General features: G+C 73.5%; 15 protein-coding genes. 8 read left to right on the top strand and 7 right to left on the bottom strand.

Annotated elements, in window-relative coordinates; all coding sequences use genetic code 11:
* Positions 1-25 precede the first annotated feature (25 nt).
* Positions 26-931 (top strand): LysR family transcriptional regulator, encoded by a 906-nt coding sequence (locus OG448_RS29090; RefSeq protein WP_405558219.1) that lies wholly within the window; start codon positions 26-28, stop codon positions 929-931.
* Positions 932-985: 54 nt separating this feature from the next.
* On the top strand, positions 986-1,501 hold the full coding sequence (locus OG448_RS29085) for a DinB family protein (protein ID WP_405558217.1): 516 nt from the start codon (positions 986-988) through the stop codon (positions 1,499-1,501).
* Here the strand turns inward: OG448_RS29085 and OG448_RS29080 are convergent.
* From OG448_RS29080 to OG448_RS29070, 3 genes are all read right to left on the bottom strand, one after another.
* Positions 1,483-2,553, bottom strand: a complete 1,071-nt coding sequence (locus OG448_RS29080; RefSeq protein WP_405558215.1) for an adenosine deaminase — start codon at positions 2,551-2,553, stop codon at positions 1,483-1,485. The two genes, OG448_RS29085 and OG448_RS29080, sit on opposite strands and share 19 nt — an antisense overlap.
* Before the next feature lie 46 nt (positions 2,554-2,599).
* Positions 2,600-2,995, bottom strand: a complete 396-nt coding sequence (locus tag OG448_RS29075; RefSeq protein WP_405558213.1) for a VOC family protein — start codon at positions 2,993-2,995, stop codon at positions 2,600-2,602.
* 96 nt (positions 2,996-3,091) lie between these two features.
* Entirely contained in the window at positions 3,092-4,000 is a 909-nt protein-coding gene (locus tag OG448_RS29070) for an aldo/keto reductase (RefSeq protein ID WP_405558211.1), read from the bottom strand.
* A 53-nt stretch (positions 4,001-4,053) separates the two neighbouring features.
* Between OG448_RS29070 and OG448_RS29065 the strand changes: the two genes are divergently transcribed.
* A complete protein-coding gene (locus OG448_RS29065; RefSeq protein ID WP_405558209.1) occupies positions 4,054-5,085 on the top strand; it encodes an acyl-CoA dehydrogenase family protein in 1,032 nt (343 codons plus the stop codon).
* Positions 5,086-5,099: 14 nt separating this feature from the next.
* On the opposite strand, the gene OG448_RS29060 is transcribed toward OG448_RS29065, so the two are convergent.
* Complete coding sequence (locus OG448_RS29060) at positions 5,100-5,267, bottom strand: hypothetical protein (RefSeq protein WP_167513568.1); 168 nt, start codon at positions 5,265-5,267, stop codon at positions 5,100-5,102.
* 195 nt (positions 5,268-5,462) lie between these two features.
* On the opposite strand from OG448_RS29060, the gene OG448_RS29055 reads away from it, so the two are divergent.
* Both OG448_RS29055 and OG448_RS29050 read left to right on the top strand, forming a co-directional pair.
* On the top strand, positions 5,463-7,049 hold the full coding sequence (locus OG448_RS29055) for an SDR family oxidoreductase (protein ID WP_405558207.1): 1,587 nt from the start codon (positions 5,463-5,465) through the stop codon (positions 7,047-7,049).
* A gap of 70 nt (positions 7,050-7,119) precedes the next feature.
* Complete coding sequence (locus OG448_RS29050) at positions 7,120-8,496, top strand: cryptochrome/photolyase family protein (RefSeq protein ID WP_405558205.1); 1,377 nt, start codon at positions 7,120-7,122, stop codon at positions 8,494-8,496.
* Here OG448_RS29050 and OG448_RS29045 read toward each other — a convergent pair.
* Positions 8,471-9,460: a MerR family transcriptional regulator gene (locus OG448_RS29045; protein ID WP_405558203.1), complete on the bottom strand. Its 990-nt coding sequence runs from the start codon at positions 9,458-9,460 to the stop codon at positions 8,471-8,473. The two genes, OG448_RS29050 and OG448_RS29045, sit on opposite strands and share 26 nt — an antisense overlap.
* A 102-nt stretch (positions 9,461-9,562) precedes the next feature.
* Between OG448_RS29045 and OG448_RS29040 the strand changes: the two genes are divergently transcribed.
* From OG448_RS29040 to OG448_RS29030, 3 genes are all read left to right on the top strand, one after another.
* A complete protein-coding gene (locus OG448_RS29040) occupies positions 9,563-10,189 on the top strand; it encodes a sigma-70 family RNA polymerase sigma factor (RefSeq protein ID WP_405558201.1) in 627 nt (208 codons plus the stop codon).
* A gap of 336 nt (positions 10,190-10,525) precedes the next feature.
* Positions 10,526-13,249: a glycosyl hydrolase 2 galactose-binding domain-containing protein gene (locus OG448_RS29035; RefSeq protein ID WP_405559019.1), complete on the top strand. Its 2,724-nt coding sequence runs from the start codon at positions 10,526-10,528 to the stop codon at positions 13,247-13,249.
* A gap of 144 nt (positions 13,250-13,393) precedes the next feature.
* Positions 13,394-13,660 carry a GlsB/YeaQ/YmgE family stress response membrane protein gene (locus OG448_RS29030; protein WP_161191547.1) on the top strand — a complete coding sequence of 89 codons (267 nt, stop codon included), beginning with the start codon at positions 13,394-13,396 and terminating at the stop codon, positions 13,658-13,660.
* 8 nt (positions 13,661-13,668) lie between these two features.
* Here OG448_RS29030 and OG448_RS29025 read toward each other — a convergent pair whose 3' ends face one another.
* Complete coding sequence (locus tag OG448_RS29025) at positions 13,669-14,445, bottom strand: GNAT family N-acetyltransferase (RefSeq protein ID WP_405558198.1); 777 nt, start codon at positions 14,443-14,445, stop codon at positions 13,669-13,671.
* Positions 14,446-14,507: 62 nt separating this feature from the next.
* On the bottom strand, positions 14,508-15,362 hold the full coding sequence (locus OG448_RS29020; protein ID WP_405558196.1) for a GNAT family N-acetyltransferase: 855 nt from the start codon (positions 15,360-15,362) through the stop codon (positions 14,508-14,510).
* Positions 15,363-15,551: the final 189 nt, after the last annotated feature.

Raw genomic sequence — 15,551 nt, 5'->3', positions numbered from 1 at the left:
ATTTCAGCGGCTAGGCTTCTCAATCATGGAACTGCGTCACCTCCAGCACTTCGTCGCGGTCGCCGAGGACCAGCACTTCACCCGTGCCGCCGAGCGTCTGATGGTGTCCCAGTCGGGGCTCTCGGCGTCGATCCGCGCTCTGGAGCGGGAGCTGCGGGCGCCGCTGTTCGTGCGCACCACCCGCCGGGTGACGCTGACGGAGGCCGGGCGGGCGCTGCTGGTGGAGGCCGAGCGCATCCTCGCGCAGGTGCGCTCCGCGCACGAGGCGGTCGCCGCGGTGCAGGGAGTGCTGCGCGGCACACTGGCGCTGGGCACGGAGCAGTGCATCGCCGGGGTGCATGTGGCGGGGCTGTTGGCAGGCTTCCGGCGGGAGCACCCCGACGTGGAGATCCGGCTGCGGCAGAGCGGTTCGGGCGCGCTGGCGGAGGGGGTGTCGGCGGGCCGGCTGGACCTCGCCTTCGCCTACCGCACCCCGGCCGACGGCGACCCGTTGCGCTCGGTGCCGCTGACCAGCGAGGCGATGACCGTGCTGTGCCATCCGGAGCACCGGCTCGCCGAACTCGGCGCGGTGCCCGACCCCGCCGCCCTGGCCGGTGAGGTGTTCGTGGACTTCCATCCGGACTGGGGGCCGCGCCGGGCCACGGACGCCGCGTTCGCCGCGGCCGGGGTGCGCCGTACGGTCGCCCTGGAGGTGAACGACGTGCACAGCCTGCTGGACCTGGTGGACGAGAACCTCGGTATCGCGGTCGTCCCCCGGCACTTCCGGCACAAGCGGACCTCGCTCACCGCGCTCCCCCTCAAGGGCGTCGACGAGGCCGCGTACGAGACGGTGGCCCTGCTGCCGCCGGAGCGGGCCACCAGCCCGGCCGCCCGCGCACTGATCGCCCTGCTGGGCACCCCGGAGGCGGAGCCGGGCCAGGGCAGGCCCTGACCCGGGTGAGGTCACGCTCTCGCGCCGGGGGCGGGGATGCGCGAGGGTGGGAACATGTACGCGAAGGAGATCCTCATCGAGGGCTACGACCGTATCCGGGAAGAAGTCCACACCGTGCTCGACGGACTCGGCGCGGACGACCTGGACCGCTCCCCCGCGCCCGGCGCGAACTCCATCGCCTGGCTGCTGTGGCATCTCAGCCGGGTGCAGGACGACCACATCGCCGACGCCTTCGGGCTGGACCAGGTGTGGCTGGCACGGGACTGGGCCGACCGCTTCGACCTGGAGCTGCCGCACCACGACACCGGCTACGGCCACACCCCCGAGCAGGCCGCGAAGGTACGGGTCCCCTCGACCGTGCTGCTGGCCGGGTACTACGACGCGGTGCACGACCAGACCCTCGGCGTGCTGCGGGCGCTGGCCGCCAAGGATCTGGAGCGGGTCGTGGACGAGCGCTGGGAGCCCCCGGTCACGCTGGGCGTACGCCTGGTGAGCGTCCTGTCCGACGATCTCCAGCACGTCGGACAGGCCGCCTACGTCAAGGGGCTGCTTCAGAGCGCTTCGGCGTAACCCGGCAGGATGACGTCCTCGATGAGCGCCTTGCGCTCGTCGAACGGGATGAAGGCGCTCTTGACCGCGTTCACGGTGACCGTGCGCAGGTCCTCCGCCGTCCAGCCCGCCTCCTCGACCAGCAGCGCCATCTCGCGGGTCATGGTGGTGCCGGAGACCAGGCGGTTGTCGGTGTTGAGGGTGACCCGGAAGCCGAGGTCCTTCAGCGCGGTGATGGGGTGCTCGGCGATGGACGTGGCGCAGCCGGTCTGGAGGTTGGAGGTGGGGCACATCTCCAGCGCGATCCGGCGGTCGCGGACCCAGCCGGCCAGGCGGCCGAGCTTGCCGTCGACGATGTCCTCGGTGATGCGGACGCCGTGCCCGAGGCGCTGGGCGCCGCAGACCTGGACGGCCTGGTGGATGCTGGGCAGCCCGTACGCCTCGCCCGCGTGGATGGTGAAGGGCACGCTCTCGGCGCGCAGGTGCTCGAAGGCGGCCAGGTGGTCGGCGGGTGGGAAGCCGTCCTCGGCACCGGCGATGTCGAAGCCGACGACCCCGGCGTCGCGGTAGGTGACGGCCAGTTCGGCGGCCTCGCCGACCCGGTCGAACATCCGCATGCCGCACAGCAGGGTGCCGACGCGTACCGGCGTCCCGGCGGCGGCCGCCTTGGCCATGCCGGCCGCGAGGCCCTCCTGCACGGTCTCCACGACCTCGGCCAGGGTGAGCCCGGCGCGCGTGTTCAGCTCGGGGGCGTAGCGCACCTCGGCGTAGACGACGCCGTCGGCGGCGAGGTCCAGCACGTACTCCTCGGCGACGCGCAGCAGGCCCTCACGGGTCTGCATCACGGCGAGGGTGTGCTCGAAGGTGCCTATGTAGCGGACCAGGTCGCCGGAGCCCGCAGCCTCGACGTACCAGGCGGCCAGCTCGTCCGGGTCGGTGGTGGGCAGGGTGTGGCCGACCGCGGCCGCGAGTTCGATGACGGTGGCGGGGCGCAGGCCGCCGTCGAGGTGGTCGTGCAGGACGGCCTTGGGGAGCCGGCGGAGGGTCTCGGTGTCGATGCGGGGCGCGGTCATGGCGTGCTTCCTCGGCGGGTCGTGCGGATGGGGGTTCAGGCGGCGTTCAGGCGGCGGGCTGGAGCAGGTCCCAGCGGTTGCCGTAGAGGTCCTGGAAGACGGCGACCGTGCCGTACGGCTCGTGACGGGGTTCCTCCAGGAAGGTCACCCCGTGGGCGGTCATGCGGGCGTGGTCGCGGGCGAAGTCGTCGGTGTGCAGGAAGAAGCCGACGCGGCCACCGGTCTGGTCGCCGAGGCGGGCGCGCTGGCCGTCGTTCTTCGCGCGGGCGAGCAGCAGGCCGGTGCCGGGGCCCGCTTCGGTGCCGGGCTCCACGACGACCCACCGTGAGCCGTCCGGGCGGGGCTCGTCCTCGGCCAGCCGGAAACCGAGTGCCTCGGTGTAGAAGCGGATGGCGTCGTCGTAGTCGTCCACGACGAGGGTGACCAGGGCAACGCGGCGCATCGGAGCCTTCCGGTGGGGGTGGTTAGCGGGAGAGGTTATACGTAAAACTACCGGGGCGCCAGTCTCCCCCTGAGAGGGGACCGGCGGGGTCCTCGGCTAGTGGTGGAAGGCGTTCAGGCGGCCCAGTTCGCCGTCGGTGAGCTTCAGCGCGCCCGCCGCGATGTTCTCCGTCAGATGGGCGGGGTCGCCGGTGCCGGGGATGGCGAGGACGTGCGGTCCCTGCTGCAGGGTCCAGGCGATCCGGACCTGGGTCGGGCTGACGCCGTGCGCGCGGGCGATCTCCGCGACCACGGCGTCCGCGTCGGCCGCGACCCGCTCGTGCGCGCCGCGTTCGCCGGTCTCCCCGGCGACGGCGTAGTACGGGACGAAGGCGATGCCGCGCTCCCCGCACAGCCTGAGCAGCTCGGCCGCCTCGGGGTACGGGGTGTCGAGTCCGTACCGGTTCTGCACGGCGACCACGGGTGCGAGGGCCAGCGCCTCGTCGAGGTGCCGGGGTGCGATCGCGGAGATGCCGAGGTGCCGGATCAGGCCCGCCTGCCGCAGCTCCGCGAGGGCGCCGAAGTGCTCGGCGACGGAGTCCTGGCGCATTCGGCGCAGGTACACGAGGTCGAGGTGGTCGCGGCCGAGCTGGCGGAGGTTCTCCTCGACGTGGCCGCGCAGTTGGTCCGGGCGGGCGGCGGTGCCCCAGGAGCCGTCCTGCTCACGGAAGGGGCCGACCTTGGTGGCGATGACCAGGTCGTCGGCGTAGGGGGCGAGGGCGGTGTTGATCAGTTCGTTGGCGGAGCGGAGGGCGGAGAAGTAGAAGGCGGCGGTGTCGATGTGGTTCACCCCGAGTTCCACGGCCCGGCGCAGGACGGCGAGGGAGCGGGCCCGGTCGCTGGGGGCGCCCAGGTGGAAGGCGGCGTTGCCGGTCAGCCGCATCGCGCCGAGGCCGACGCGGTGGACGGAGAGGTCGCCGAGGGTGAGGGTGCCGGAGTCTGCCGCGGTGATCGTTCGGGTGGTCATCGGCGGAGTGTGCCACAGGTGCCGGGCGGTGCGGCGGGGGTAGGAAGTGACGCATGACGATCACCGAACACCCGCTCGTCGCCCGCGCCCGTCTCCTCTCCGCCGAGCTGCTGGAGCCCGAGGCGGAGCGGGTGGACCAGGAGGGCGTGCCCGCGAGCCACGTCGAGGCCGTGAAGCGGTCCGGGCTGCTGGGCCTGACCGCCCCGGCCGAGTACGGCGGCTCGGCGGCGCCGCCCGGCGTGGTCCGGGAGGTCTCGGAGATCCTGGCGGGCGCGTGCGGTTCGACGTGGTTCGTCCAGTCGCAGCACCACACCCCGGTCCAGGTCCTCACGCGGGGCGAACCGGCTGCCCGTGAGCGCCTGTTGGGCCCATTGGCCCGCGGCGAGCTGCTCTCCGGAGTGGCGTACGCCCACCTGCGCGCCCACCCCGGGGCGCCCGTACGGGCCCGCCGCGACGGCACGGGCTGGCGCTTCGACGGAACGGTCCCCTGGTACACCGGCTGGGGCCTGAACGACGTACTCCTCCTGGCCGGCCTGACCGACGACGGCGAGGCGGTGTTCGCCTTCGTGGAGGCCCGCGACCAGCCGGGCCTGCGCCCCTCCGACCCCCTGCGCCTGGCCGCCCTGACCGCCGCGCACACGGTGTCCCTGGAGCTGGACGGCCTGCGCGTCCCCGATGCCTCGATGGCCCTCCGTGTCCCGTACTCCGACTGGGCCCCCACCGACCGGGCGAAGACCCTGAACACCAACCCGGCGGTCTTCGGCATCGCCTCGGCGGCCCTGTCCCTGCTGGAGGAGCGGACGGCGATCCCGCTACGGGCGCATCTGACGGACATCCGTACCCGCGCCTACGCCCTCGCCGACCACCCCTCCCCGCTGGAGCGGGTGGAGGAACGCCTGGCGGTACGGGCGGAGGCGTACGCGGCGCTGAACACGGCCACCACGGCGGCGGTGGTGGCAGGAGGCGGCCGCTCGATGTCCCTCACGTCCCGGGCCCAACGCCTGGCCCGCGAGGGGATGTTCCTGCTGATCCAGGGTCAGACCGCGGAGACCCGGAAGGCCCATCTGGAGGCACTCACCCGGTGACGCGGTCCGGGGTTCTAGTCGTCCGCGCGACCCTCGACCACGACCAGGAACGCGTCCGACTTGAGGTCCATGACCACCGTCGCGGGTTCGCCCTCGGCCCGGCGGGCGGCGGCGTACTCCTCGGCGGGCCAGGAGCCGCGCGGTGAACCTGCGGGGAAACGCTCCAGCACTGTCGAATTCATGGCGGCGGACACCTCCGGCGGAAGGTTCGGACGGGACACGGAACCTGTACCTCATCGGCTGCCCGGCTATCGCGTGGACATGCCGTTGTACTCCGTCCGGCACAACCGCATCCACTTATGGCGTCGGGCGGGAAGGGATCACCGGGAGGCCGTGGCGGACCACGGGCGAACACCGATGCCGAGGAGCCGAAGACGATGAACGACGACGAGCCCGAGGGCGGACTGCGCTGCCTGGTGACCGGTGCCACCGGCTACATCGGGGGCAGGCTCGTGCCGGAACTGCTCGCCGCCGGACACCAGGTGCGCTGTCTGGCCCGTACCCCGAGCAAGCTGCGCGACCTCCCGTGGGCCGGTGACGTGGAGGTGGTGCGGGGCGATGTGACGAACCCCGACACGCTGGCCGACGCGATGCGGGACGTCGATGTGGCGTACTACCTGGTGCACGCGCTGGCCAGTGGGGGCGGCTTCGAGGAGACCGACCGCCGCGCGGCCCGGTACTTCGGCGAGCAGGCGAAGGCGGCCGGGGTACGCCGGATCGTGTACCTCGGCGGGCTGACCCCGGCCGGGGTGCCGGAGCGGGAGCTGTCCCCGCACCTGCGCTCGCGGGCGGAGGTCGGACACATCCTGCTGGAGTCCGGGGTGCCGACGGCCGTACTGCGCGCGGCGGTGATCATCGGCTCCGGCTCGGCCTCCTTCGAGATGCTGCGCTACCTCACCGAGCGGCTGCCGGTGATGGTGACGCCGAGCTGGGTGCAAACCCGTATCCAGCCGATCGGTGTCGAGGACGTGCTGCGGCTGCTGGTGGGCTCCGCGCGGTTGCCGGAGGACGTGAACCGGACCTTCGACATCGGCGGCCCGGACACACTGACGTACCGGGAGATGATGCTGAGGTACGCCCAACTCGCCCATCTGCCGCACCGGTTCATCCTGTCCGTGCCGATGCTCACGCCGGGTCTGTCCAGCCACTGGGTGGGGCTGGTTACCCCGGTACCCGCGTCCATCGCCCGCCCACTGACCGAGTCGCTGCGGTACGAGGTGGTGTGCCGCGAGCACGACATCCGGCGGTATCTGCCGGAGCCGCCCGGGCATCCGTTCACCTTCGACGAGGCGGTACGGCTGGCGCTGCGCCGGGTGCGTGAGGCGAAGGTGGTCACCCGCTGGTCGTCGGCGTCGGTGCCGGGCGCGCCGAGCGATCCGCTGCCGACCGACCCGGACTGGGCGGGCGGCAGCCTGTACACCGACGAGCGCGAGACGCTGGTGGACGCCCCGCTGGACCGGCTGTGGCGGGTGATCGAGGGCGTCGGCGGCGACAACGGCTGGTACTCCTTCCCGCTCGCCTGGAGCCTGCGCGGCTGGATGGACCGGGCGATGGGCGGGGTGGGGCTGCGCCGGGGCCGCCGGGACGCGGAGCGGCTGCGGGTGGGCGACTCGCTGGACTTCTGGCGGGTGGAGGAGATCGAGCCGGGCCATCTGCTGCGGCTGCGGGCCGAGATGCGGCTGCCGGGCCTGGCCTGGCTGGAGATGTACGCGGAGCCGGCCGGCGAGGGCCGCAGCCGGTACCGCCAGCGCGCCCTGTTCCATCCGCGCGGGCTGCTCGGCCAGGCGTACTGGTGGGCGGTGTCGCCGTTCCACGCGATCGTGTTCGGCGGGATGTCCCGGAACATCGCGCGGGCCGCGGTCTACGGCCCGGTCCCGACGATGAAGAACCGGGGGCTCCGGAAGCGGGGCATCAAGAACCTGGGGCTCCAGCACCGGAGGCTGAAACGGCGGGCACGGCGTTGACGTCCGCGTCCGTCCGGGGCCCTCGCCCGGAAGAGTCCACCGTCCGCATCCCCTGCTCCGGAGCCGTTCGATGAACACCTCGGTCGTCCTCTTCACCGCCGATCTGCGTCTGTACGACCATCCGCCGCTGCGCGCGGCCCTCGACGGAGCCCGGCAGGTGGTGCCGCTGTTCGTGCGCGACGAGGGCATCGACGGCGCGGGGTTCACCGCGCCCAACCGCCTGGCGTTCCTCGCCGACTGCCTGCGGGACCTGGACGCCGGGCTGCGCGAGCGCGGCGGCCGGCTCGTGGTGCGCTCCGGGGACGTGGTGGCCGAGGTGTGCAAGGTGGTCGCGGAGGCGGACGCCGACGAGGTGCACATGGCAGCCGACGCCAGCGGCTACGCGCACCGCCGCGAGCACGCCCTGCGCACCGCGCTGGAGGCGGACGGCCGCAGGCTGCACGTCCACGACACGGTGACGGGTGCCGTCGAGCCCGGCTTGGTGACCCCGACCGGCTCGGACCACTTCGCGGTGTTCACCCCGTACTTCCGCCACTGGTCCGGGCAGTCGCTGCGGGACCCGCTCGGCGCGCCCCGGAGGGTGAGCGTCCCGGACGACATCAAGTCCGAGGAACTTCCGTCCCGCGACGCGGTGCCGGGCACCTCGCCGGGCCTCGCGGAGGGCGGGGAGAAGGAGGGGCGCCGGATGGTGGCGGCCTGGCTGCGGTCGGGGATCGACGCGTACGGGGACCGGCACGACGACCTGGCCGGTGACGGCACCTCCCGGCTCTCCCCGCATCTGCACTTCGGCACGGTCTCGCCGGTGGAACTCGTGCACCGGTCGCGTCGTGAGGGCGGTGCGGGCGCGGAGGCGTTCGTGCGGCAGGTCGCCTGGCGGGACTTCAACCGGCAGGTGCTGGCGGTGCGGCCGAAGGTGTCGCATGCCGACTACCGCACGAGGCACGACCGTTGGCGCACGGGACCGGAGGCCGAGGCGGACATCGAGGCGTGGCGGGAGGGCCGTACCGGCTATCCGATCGTGGACGCCGCGATGCGGCAGTTGCGGCACGAGGGCTGGATGCACAACCGGGGCCGGCTGCTCACCGCGAGCTTCCTGACCAAGACGCTGTACGTGGACTGGCGGGTGGGCGCCCGGCACTTCCTGAACCTGCTGGTCGACGGTGACCTGGCCAACAACCAGCTCAACTGGCAGTGGACGGCCGGCACGGGCACCGACACCCGCCCCAACCGGGTGCTGAACCCGACGACCCAGGCCAAGCGGTACGACCCGGACGGTGCCTATGTCCGGCGATGGATCGAGGAGTTGGCGGACGTGGAGGGCCCGGCGGTGCACGAGCCGTGGAAGCTGAGCGGGTCGGACCGGGCGGCGGCCGGGGACTACCCGGACCCGATCGTCGACCTGAAGGACGGGCTGGACCGGTTCAAGCACGCACGCGGACTGGAGTGAGGTTCCGGCCGACCTCGGTGCCGTAGGCGGCGGTCAGGGTGTCGAGGGCGTCGGCGAGCCCGGTCGGGCGGAGCATGCCCTGGCAGGAACGGCCCGCCCAGCCGGGTCCGCCGAGCATCATCAGGGTCTGCCCGCGGGCACCGCGTACGCCCCACTCGATGCCCGCCACATGCCGGGCCAGCGGCAGGCTCGCGGTGGCGCGGGCCTGGGACCACAGCACGACGGCTGCCGGACCCAGGCGCCGTACGGCGGCGGCGAGCGCGTCGGCGGGGACGGCGCTGCCGAACATCCGGGTGGGGATGCCGTGTTGGGCCAGCGCGGCGTTGAGGGCCTCCAGCGGGAGGGTGTGCTGTTCGTCGGGGGCGCAGGCGAGCAGCACGGGTCCGGTGACGGGGGTGCCGGGCGGACCGAGCCGGGGGGTGTGGCGGCGCAGGGCGGTGGAGACGTGCCAGGACAGCAGGTGCTCCACCTCGATGTAACGGTCCCCGGAGGAGACCCACTTGCGGCCCACGGCGTGCAGGGCGGGCGCCATCACCTCCTGCCAGGCCACGGTGACGCCGTACTCGGCGACGACACCGTCCAGTTGCTCCTCCACGGCCGGGGCGTCCAGGCGGACGGCCGCGCGGGCCAGACCCCGGCACTCCGCGCGCACGTCGCCGAGCGGCAGTGCGCCGGGGGCGCGGGAGCGGGGCGCGGGGGCCGGGGCCCGGCCGGCGGGCGGGTGCGTGGCGTCGCGGGCGGTCCGGGCGGCTTCGGCGGGCGGGACGCCCGAGGAGGTCAGGCGGCACATCGCCTCCAGCACGGCCACGTCGTCCGGCGTCCAGCGGCGGTGTCTGCCGTCGGCGCGGGCGGCGGGGCCGAGGCCGTAGCGGCGGTCCCAGGAGCGCAGGGTCGTGGGCGACACACCGAGCCTGCGGGCCAGGGCGCCGGTGGTCAGTCCGGCGCCGACGGTTTCGTCGTCCATACCTCGACTGTACGCCGGGAACGACGCAGAAACGATGCGAGTTGTCGGCGCCCGGCACCGGCTCCCACGATGACCTGACCGTCCCACCCGAGGAGCCAGGTCATGACCTCGTACCCGTCCCCGTCCGCCACCGCCGCGCCGCCCGTGGCGCGGGCCGGGGACGGGTGCGACGACGAGGAGCTGGCGCGGGGCCTGGTCGCGGGGGACGAGGACTGTCTCGCGGCCGTGTACCGGCGCTGGTCCTCACTGGTGTACGCCCTCGCCCGCCGCGCGCTGGGGAACGCCGCTGAGGCGGAGGACGTGACCCAGCAGGTGTTCCTCGGGGTGTGGCGGGGCCGTGCGGGCTACCGGCCGGACCGGGGGCCGCTGGGCGGCTGGATCGTCGGCATCACCCGGCGCAAGATCTTCGACGCGCTGGCGGCGCGTGCCCGGCGCGGCGAGCTGGTCGCGGCGGCGGCCGCGTCCCTGTCTCGCACCGCGCTCGGCTCCGAGACCGCCGCCGACCCGGAGACGGTGCTGGACCGGGTCCTGGTCCGCCGCGAACTGGGACGGCTGCCCGCCGCCCAGCGCCGGGTGCTGTACCTGGCGTTCTACGAGGACCTCACCCAGCCGCAGATCGCCGCCCGCACGGGCTGGCCGCTCGGCACCGTGAAGAGCCACGCCCGCCGAGGCCTGCACCGGCTGCGCTCCGGCATCGAGCGGCAGGAACCGCTGGAGGCGGCCGTCTGAGCGGGGTCTGTACGGGGGTCTGAACCCGGTCGAAAGTATTGCTCGAACCCCCTACACATACGGGAATAAAAGGCGCAGAATGGACGGATACGCGATACGCGGCACTCCACCGCAGGCCCACCGGACGCGGTCGAGTCCGCTCGGTTCGACGGAAGGAGGACCGTACGCAGACTCCCACCGACAACGAAGGACGCGAGGCCGGTCCGCCGGAGCGGACCGGCCTCCTCGTGCGCGCGGGCGGCGCGTCCCGGCCGGAGGTCTTTGACACGGTTCGCGGCGCTTTCTAGCTTGAGCCGGGCCATAGCGTTCCTTGACCTCACGAGGCTGGAGACCGCCCTGTCCGCTCGCCCCGCCCCCGGCCGCCGCCTCGCCACGGCCGCGGCGCTCCTCGGCCTGATCGGCACCCTCACCACCACCGCCTGGGCGGGCCCGAAGGACCGGGCCCCGGTCCCACGTCCGGCCCCCGGAGCGACCCGCGTCCCGGACACGGCGGGCTCGGCCACCCCGCTCGCCTCCTTCTCGCTCCAGTCCACCGCCAAGGTCGGCGACTCCGCGGCCACCGTCTCCTCCCCCGGCTACCCGGCGCGCGGCTGGCACCACGCCGGCCCCCGCTCCACGGTCCTCGCGGCCCTGCTGGCCGAGGGCCGCTACCCAGACCCCTTCCGCTCGACCAACCTGAGCCGGATTCCGAAGGCCGACTTCAAGGTGCCCTGGTGGTACCGCTCCGACTTCACCGTGGACGACACCTCCCGGCGCACCCGGCTCGACTTCAGCGGGGTCGTCCCGGCCGCCGAGGTGCACGTCAACGGCCACCGGGTGGCGACGGACGCACAGGTGAAGGGCGCGTACACGCGGCACGAGCTGGACATCACCGCCCTGGTGCGGCCCGGCCGGAACACGGTCGCCTTCCGGGTCCGGCCCAACGATCCGAACCGGGACCTCAGCATGGGCTGGCTCGACTGGCTCCAGCCGCCCCCGGACCAGAACATGGGCCTGGTCCGCGACGTCCTGGTCCGGCGCGGCGGGCCGGTCGCGCTGGGCGACGCCCATGTGGTGACCAAGCTGGCCGTGCCGTCGCTGGCCACCGCCGACCTGACCGTGAAGGCACGGGTCCGCAACGACACCGGCCGCGCGGTCACCGCCCTGGTCACCGGCAGCGTCGCCGGAACCACGCTCAGCCGCCGGGTCGCCCTCGCCGCGCACGAGTCGCGCACCGTCGTCTTCTCCCCCGCCGACGTCCCCGGCCTGCGCCTGCGCTCCCCCCGCGTGTGGTGGCCCGCCGGAATGGGCGGCCAGCCGCTGTACGACCTGAGGCTCACCGCCTCCGTCGCCGGTGCCGTCTCCGACACCGCGCACGAGACCTTCGGCATCCGTGACGTCCGGGCGCCCCTGAACAAGGACGGCGCCCGCCAGTACCGGATCAACGGGCGCTCGCTGCTGATCCGGGGCGGCGGCTGGTCGCCCGACCAGTTCCTGCGCTGGGACCGGGGCTATGTGGAGGACCGGCTCCGGTACGTCCTCGACCTCGGGCTGAACACGGTCCGGCTGGAGGGGCACATCGAGCCGGACGAGTTCTTCGACCTGGCCGACCGGCTCGGCGTGCTGACGCTGCCGGGATGGGAGTGCTGCGACAAGTGGGAGGGCCAGGTCAACGAGGACGGCTCCGGGGAGAAGTGGGACGCGGACGACCACACGGTGGCGAAGGCGTCCATGGCTGCCGAGGCGGCCCGGCTGCGCGCCCACCCGAGCGTCATCTCGTTCCTGATCGGCAGCGACGCGGCACCGAACGCCACGATCGAGAAGAACTACCTGGACGCGCTCGCGGCCGCCGACTGGCCCACCCCCGTCGTCCCGGCCGCCTCCGACAACTCCTCGCCCAGGCTGGGCAGTTCGGGCATGAAGATGAGTGGCCCCTACGACTGGGTGCCGCCCGCCTACTGGTACGCCAAGCGCGAGGGCGGCGCCACCGGATTCAACTCCGAGACCAGCGCGGGCCCCAGCATCCCCACCCTGGACACCCTGCGCCGGATGATGACCCCCGCCGAGCTGGACACCCTGTGGAAGACCCCGGGGGCCAAGCAGTACCACCGCTCCCCCTCGGCGGTCTTCTCCACACTCAAGCTCTACAACGCCGCCCTCACCGCCCGCTACGGCGCCCCGGCCGGCCTCACCGACTACGTGCGCAAGGCGCAGCTCGCCCAGTACGAGAACGTCCGCGCCGAGTTCGAGGCGTACCGCCGTAACGCGCACGACGCCCACAAGCCGGCCACCGGGATCGTGCACTGGATGCTCAACAGCGGCTGGACCTCGCTGCACTGGCAGCTCATGGACCGCTATCTCGACCAGAACGGCGCCTACTTCGGCGCCAAGAAGGCGGGCGAGCCCCTGCACGTCCAGTACTCCTACGACGACCGCTCGGTCGTCGTCGTCAACGGCCGCCACTCCCCCGCCACCGGGCTCACCGCGCGGGCCACCCTCTTCGACCCGGACGGCACCCCGCGCTACGAGCACGCCCTGACCGGGTTGCGCGTACCCGGCGACGGCGCGCACGGCACCGCGTTCACGCTGCCGAAGGACATCAGCGGCACCTCCAGGACCCACCTGCTGCGCCTGGTGCTCACCGGCCCGGACGGGAGGGAGGTGAGCCGGAACGTGTACTGGCTCTCCACCCGGCCCGACACCCTCGACTGGGCGCACACCGACTGGTACTACACCCCGACGACCGCCTACGCCGACCTCAAGGGCCTCTCCGCCATGGCACCGGTACCGGTGTCGGCCACCGCGGCCACCCGCTCCTCGGGCACACTGTCCACCACGACGGTGACCCTGCGCCGCACCGGCGGCGGCCGGACGCCCTCCCTGCTGACGGACGTCCACCTGGTCGACGCCAAGGGCCGGCCGGTGCTTCCGGTGCGCTGGTCGGACAACCAGGTCGGGCTCTGGCCGGGCGAGTCGGTGACGCTCACCGCCACCTACCGCACGGCGGACCTGCGCGGCTCGGCGCCCCGGGTGCGGGTCTCCGGCTGGAACACCCCGGAACGGACGGTCCCCGCCTCCTGAAATCCCGCCGCTCCGCCGCGTCGACGGCAGCCGCCACGGGCACTCTCCCGGTGGGAGTTCCCGGGGGCGGCGCCGGAGTGGACTGGCTCCGTCCGCAGCGGGCACATGCCACAGCAGCAGGGGCCGAGAGCACTAGGGGTGGACATGGAGATTTCAGGACTCATCAGCGCCGTCATCATCGGCATCGTGATCGGTGTGCTGGGGCGGCTGGTCGTGCCGGGACGTCAGCACATCGGCGTGATCGTCACCATCCTCGTCGGCATCGTGGCCGCCCTGCTGGGCACGGCCATCGCGGCGGGCCTGGGTGTCGCGGACACCGACGGGCCGGACTGGATCGAGTGGCTGATCCAGATCGCCCTGGCAGCGGTCGGCATCGCCGCGCTGGACCGGACGGTGGGCCGCCGCCGCTGACCCTCGGGTCACCTCTTGTACAGATACGGCGTCGTGGTGGTCAGGGCGTGCAGCCCGAGACGTTCCAGGACGGGGCGGCTCATGACGGAGGCGTCCACCTGGACATGACGGCAGCCGTGGGCGGCGGCGACGCGGGTGCGGTGGGCGACCAGGGCGCGGTACAGGCCCCGGCCCCGCCACTGTGCGACGGTGCCGCCGCCCCAGAGTCCGGCGAAGTCTCCGCCCGGCACCAGCTCCAGCCGGGCGGAGGCCACCGGCTCGCCCCCGGCCAGCGCGACCACGCCGAGGACCGTGCCGGGGTCGGCCGCGAGGCGGGTCAGCAGGTGGTCGCGCAGGGCGGTGCCGTCCGTGCCGAAGACCCTCTCGTGCACCGCCACCACGAGGTCGACGCCCGCCGCGTCGGCGGCCCGGACCAGGCGGACGCCGTCCGGGAGCCGTTCCTCCAGGGTGAGTTCCGCGATCTCTCCCACCATCAGCGTCTCGGGCTCCTCGGCCCGCAGACCTGCGGCGATCAGGCGCTCGCCCAGATCCGCCGGCCCGTCGTGGCCGTAGAGCTTCCACTCGAAGTCGCGGCCCAGGCCCGTGAAGTACGCGATCTGCTCCGCGATCGCCCGATCCGCCCCCGCCGAGTCGAGGCCGGACCAGACGACGCCGTTCCAGCCCCGCTCGCCCGCGACCTGGCGCACCACGGCCCCCGCCCGCTCGATCCGGGCGCCGGGCGCGTCGGGGCGGGCGTTCCGCCGCATCTCGAGGTCGTAGCGGGCGAGTACCGCGGCGTGATCCATGCGGTCACTCCAGCATCCTGGCCGGGGCCGGGCAACGGGATTATCCCGGACGAGCCCTGCGATCAGCCGAGTTCCAGCGTGGCGATACCGAACACGCGCTCGGCGGCGTGCTCGCGGACCGGGCCGGTGTACATGCGGGCGGTCTCGAAGGAGGGGGTGAGCCCGGCCCCGAGGGCCATCTCCACGCCCGCCTTGTTCGGTTCGGGTACGTCGATGGCGATCTGCCTGCCGGTGTGGTCGGCGGTGAGCGCCGCGAACAGGGCGCGCGCGTCCTCGGGGGTGTCGGCGAAGAGGGGGCCGATGCGCAGGCAGTCCGCGCCGGGGCGGATCACGCCGTAGCCGGTGAGGTGCTCGCCCTCGTGGCGTACGTAGGTGTGGTGGCCGGGGGCGGTGAGCCACTCGGCGAGGAAGCGGGGGCGGTCGGCCGGGGTGCACGCGCCGTCGTAGCGGGTGATGGCGTCGAGGTCGCCGGGCTGGGCGTGGCGCACTTTGGTGGGCGGCTCGGCCGCCGGGGCGGGGCCGGTGTAGCGGGCGGTGCGGTGGGCGAGTTCGAAGCCGGAGCGGCGGTAGTTGTCCTGCTGGTCGACGACGCCGTCCAGGCCGACGGTGCGCTCCCCGGCGTGGGCGAGCGCGGTCTTCCAGGTGGTGAGGCCGTAGCCGTGGCCGCGCAGGTCGGGGCGGACGAGGTAGCAGCCGAGGAAGGCGTAGTCCGTGCCGTAGTTGACGACGGAGACCGCGGAGACCGGCTCGCCGTCGATGCGGCCGAGGAAGAAGCCCTCGGGGTCCTGGGCGAAGAACGCGGGGCCGTCGGAGAGTCCCGGATTCCAGCCTTCGGCCGCCGCCCAGCCGCTGATCACCGGCCAGTCGTCCAGGGTGGCCTGGGTGACGGTGAACTCCTGGGGGGCCGGTGACGTCATCGCTGCGCTCCGTTTCCGTGGGGTCGGGGACGCGGCCGGGCCCGCCCGCGAGGGCGTACGGCACGGTCGCTCGCGCCGCATCCTTCCCGATCGGGCGGCCCCGCGTCACGCCGGGACCGGACGGGCCGTGCGCGTACCGGGCGCAGGCACTACAAAGGCCCCACCGAGTGGTGCTGGGTCGGTGGGGCC

It is taken from the genome of Streptomyces sp. NBC_01171 (genome assembly GCF_045039805.1).
Lineage (GTDB): Bacteria > Actinomycetota > Actinomycetes > Streptomycetales > Streptomycetaceae > Streptomyces.
The sequence above is the reverse complement of the archived record's forward strand: the minus strand, read 5'-3'. Positions and strand labels throughout refer to the sequence as shown.

What these genes read in the sequence shown, in the direction of transcription:
- OG448_RS29090 (WP_405558219.1), top strand. Translation starts at nt 26, where the DNA reads ATGGAACTGCGTCACCTCCAGCACTTCGTCGCGGTCGCCGAGGACCAG.
- OG448_RS29085 (WP_405558217.1), top strand. Translation starts at nt 986, where the DNA reads ATGTACGCGAAGGAGATCCTCATCGAGGGCTACGACCGTATCCGGGAA.
- OG448_RS29080 (WP_405558215.1), bottom strand. Translation starts at nt 2,553, where the DNA reads ATGACCGCGCCCCGCATCGACACCGAGACCCTCCGCCGGCTCCCCAAG.
- OG448_RS29075 (WP_405558213.1), bottom strand. Translation starts at nt 2,995, where the DNA reads ATGCGCCGCGTTGCCCTGGTCACCCTCGTCGTGGACGACTACGACGAC.
- OG448_RS29070 (WP_405558211.1), bottom strand. Translation starts at nt 4,000, where the DNA reads ATGACCACCCGAACGATCACCGCGGCAGACTCCGGCACCCTCACCCTC.
- OG448_RS29065 (WP_405558209.1), top strand. Translation starts at nt 4,054, where the DNA reads ATGACGATCACCGAACACCCGCTCGTCGCCCGCGCCCGTCTCCTCTCC.
- OG448_RS29060 (WP_167513568.1), bottom strand. Translation starts at nt 5,267, where the DNA reads ATGAATTCGACAGTGCTGGAGCGTTTCCCCGCAGGTTCACCGCGCGGC.
- OG448_RS29055 (WP_405558207.1), top strand. Translation starts at nt 5,463, where the DNA reads ATGAACGACGACGAGCCCGAGGGCGGACTGCGCTGCCTGGTGACCGGT.
- OG448_RS29050 (WP_405558205.1), top strand. Translation starts at nt 7,120, where the DNA reads ATGAACACCTCGGTCGTCCTCTTCACCGCCGATCTGCGTCTGTACGAC.
- OG448_RS29045 (WP_405558203.1), bottom strand. Translation starts at nt 9,460, where the DNA reads ATGGACGACGAAACCGTCGGCGCCGGACTGACCACCGGCGCCCTGGCC.
- OG448_RS29040 (WP_405558201.1), top strand. Translation starts at nt 9,563, where the DNA reads ATGACCTCGTACCCGTCCCCGTCCGCCACCGCCGCGCCGCCCGTGGCG.
- OG448_RS29030 (WP_161191547.1), top strand. Translation starts at nt 13,394, where the DNA reads ATGGAGATTTCAGGACTCATCAGCGCCGTCATCATCGGCATCGTGATC.
- OG448_RS29025 (WP_405558198.1), bottom strand. Translation starts at nt 14,445, where the DNA reads ATGGATCACGCCGCGGTACTCGCCCGCTACGACCTCGAGATGCGGCGG.
- OG448_RS29020 (WP_405558196.1), bottom strand. Translation starts at nt 15,362, where the DNA reads ATGACGTCACCGGCCCCCCAGGAGTTCACCGTCACCCAGGCCACCCTG.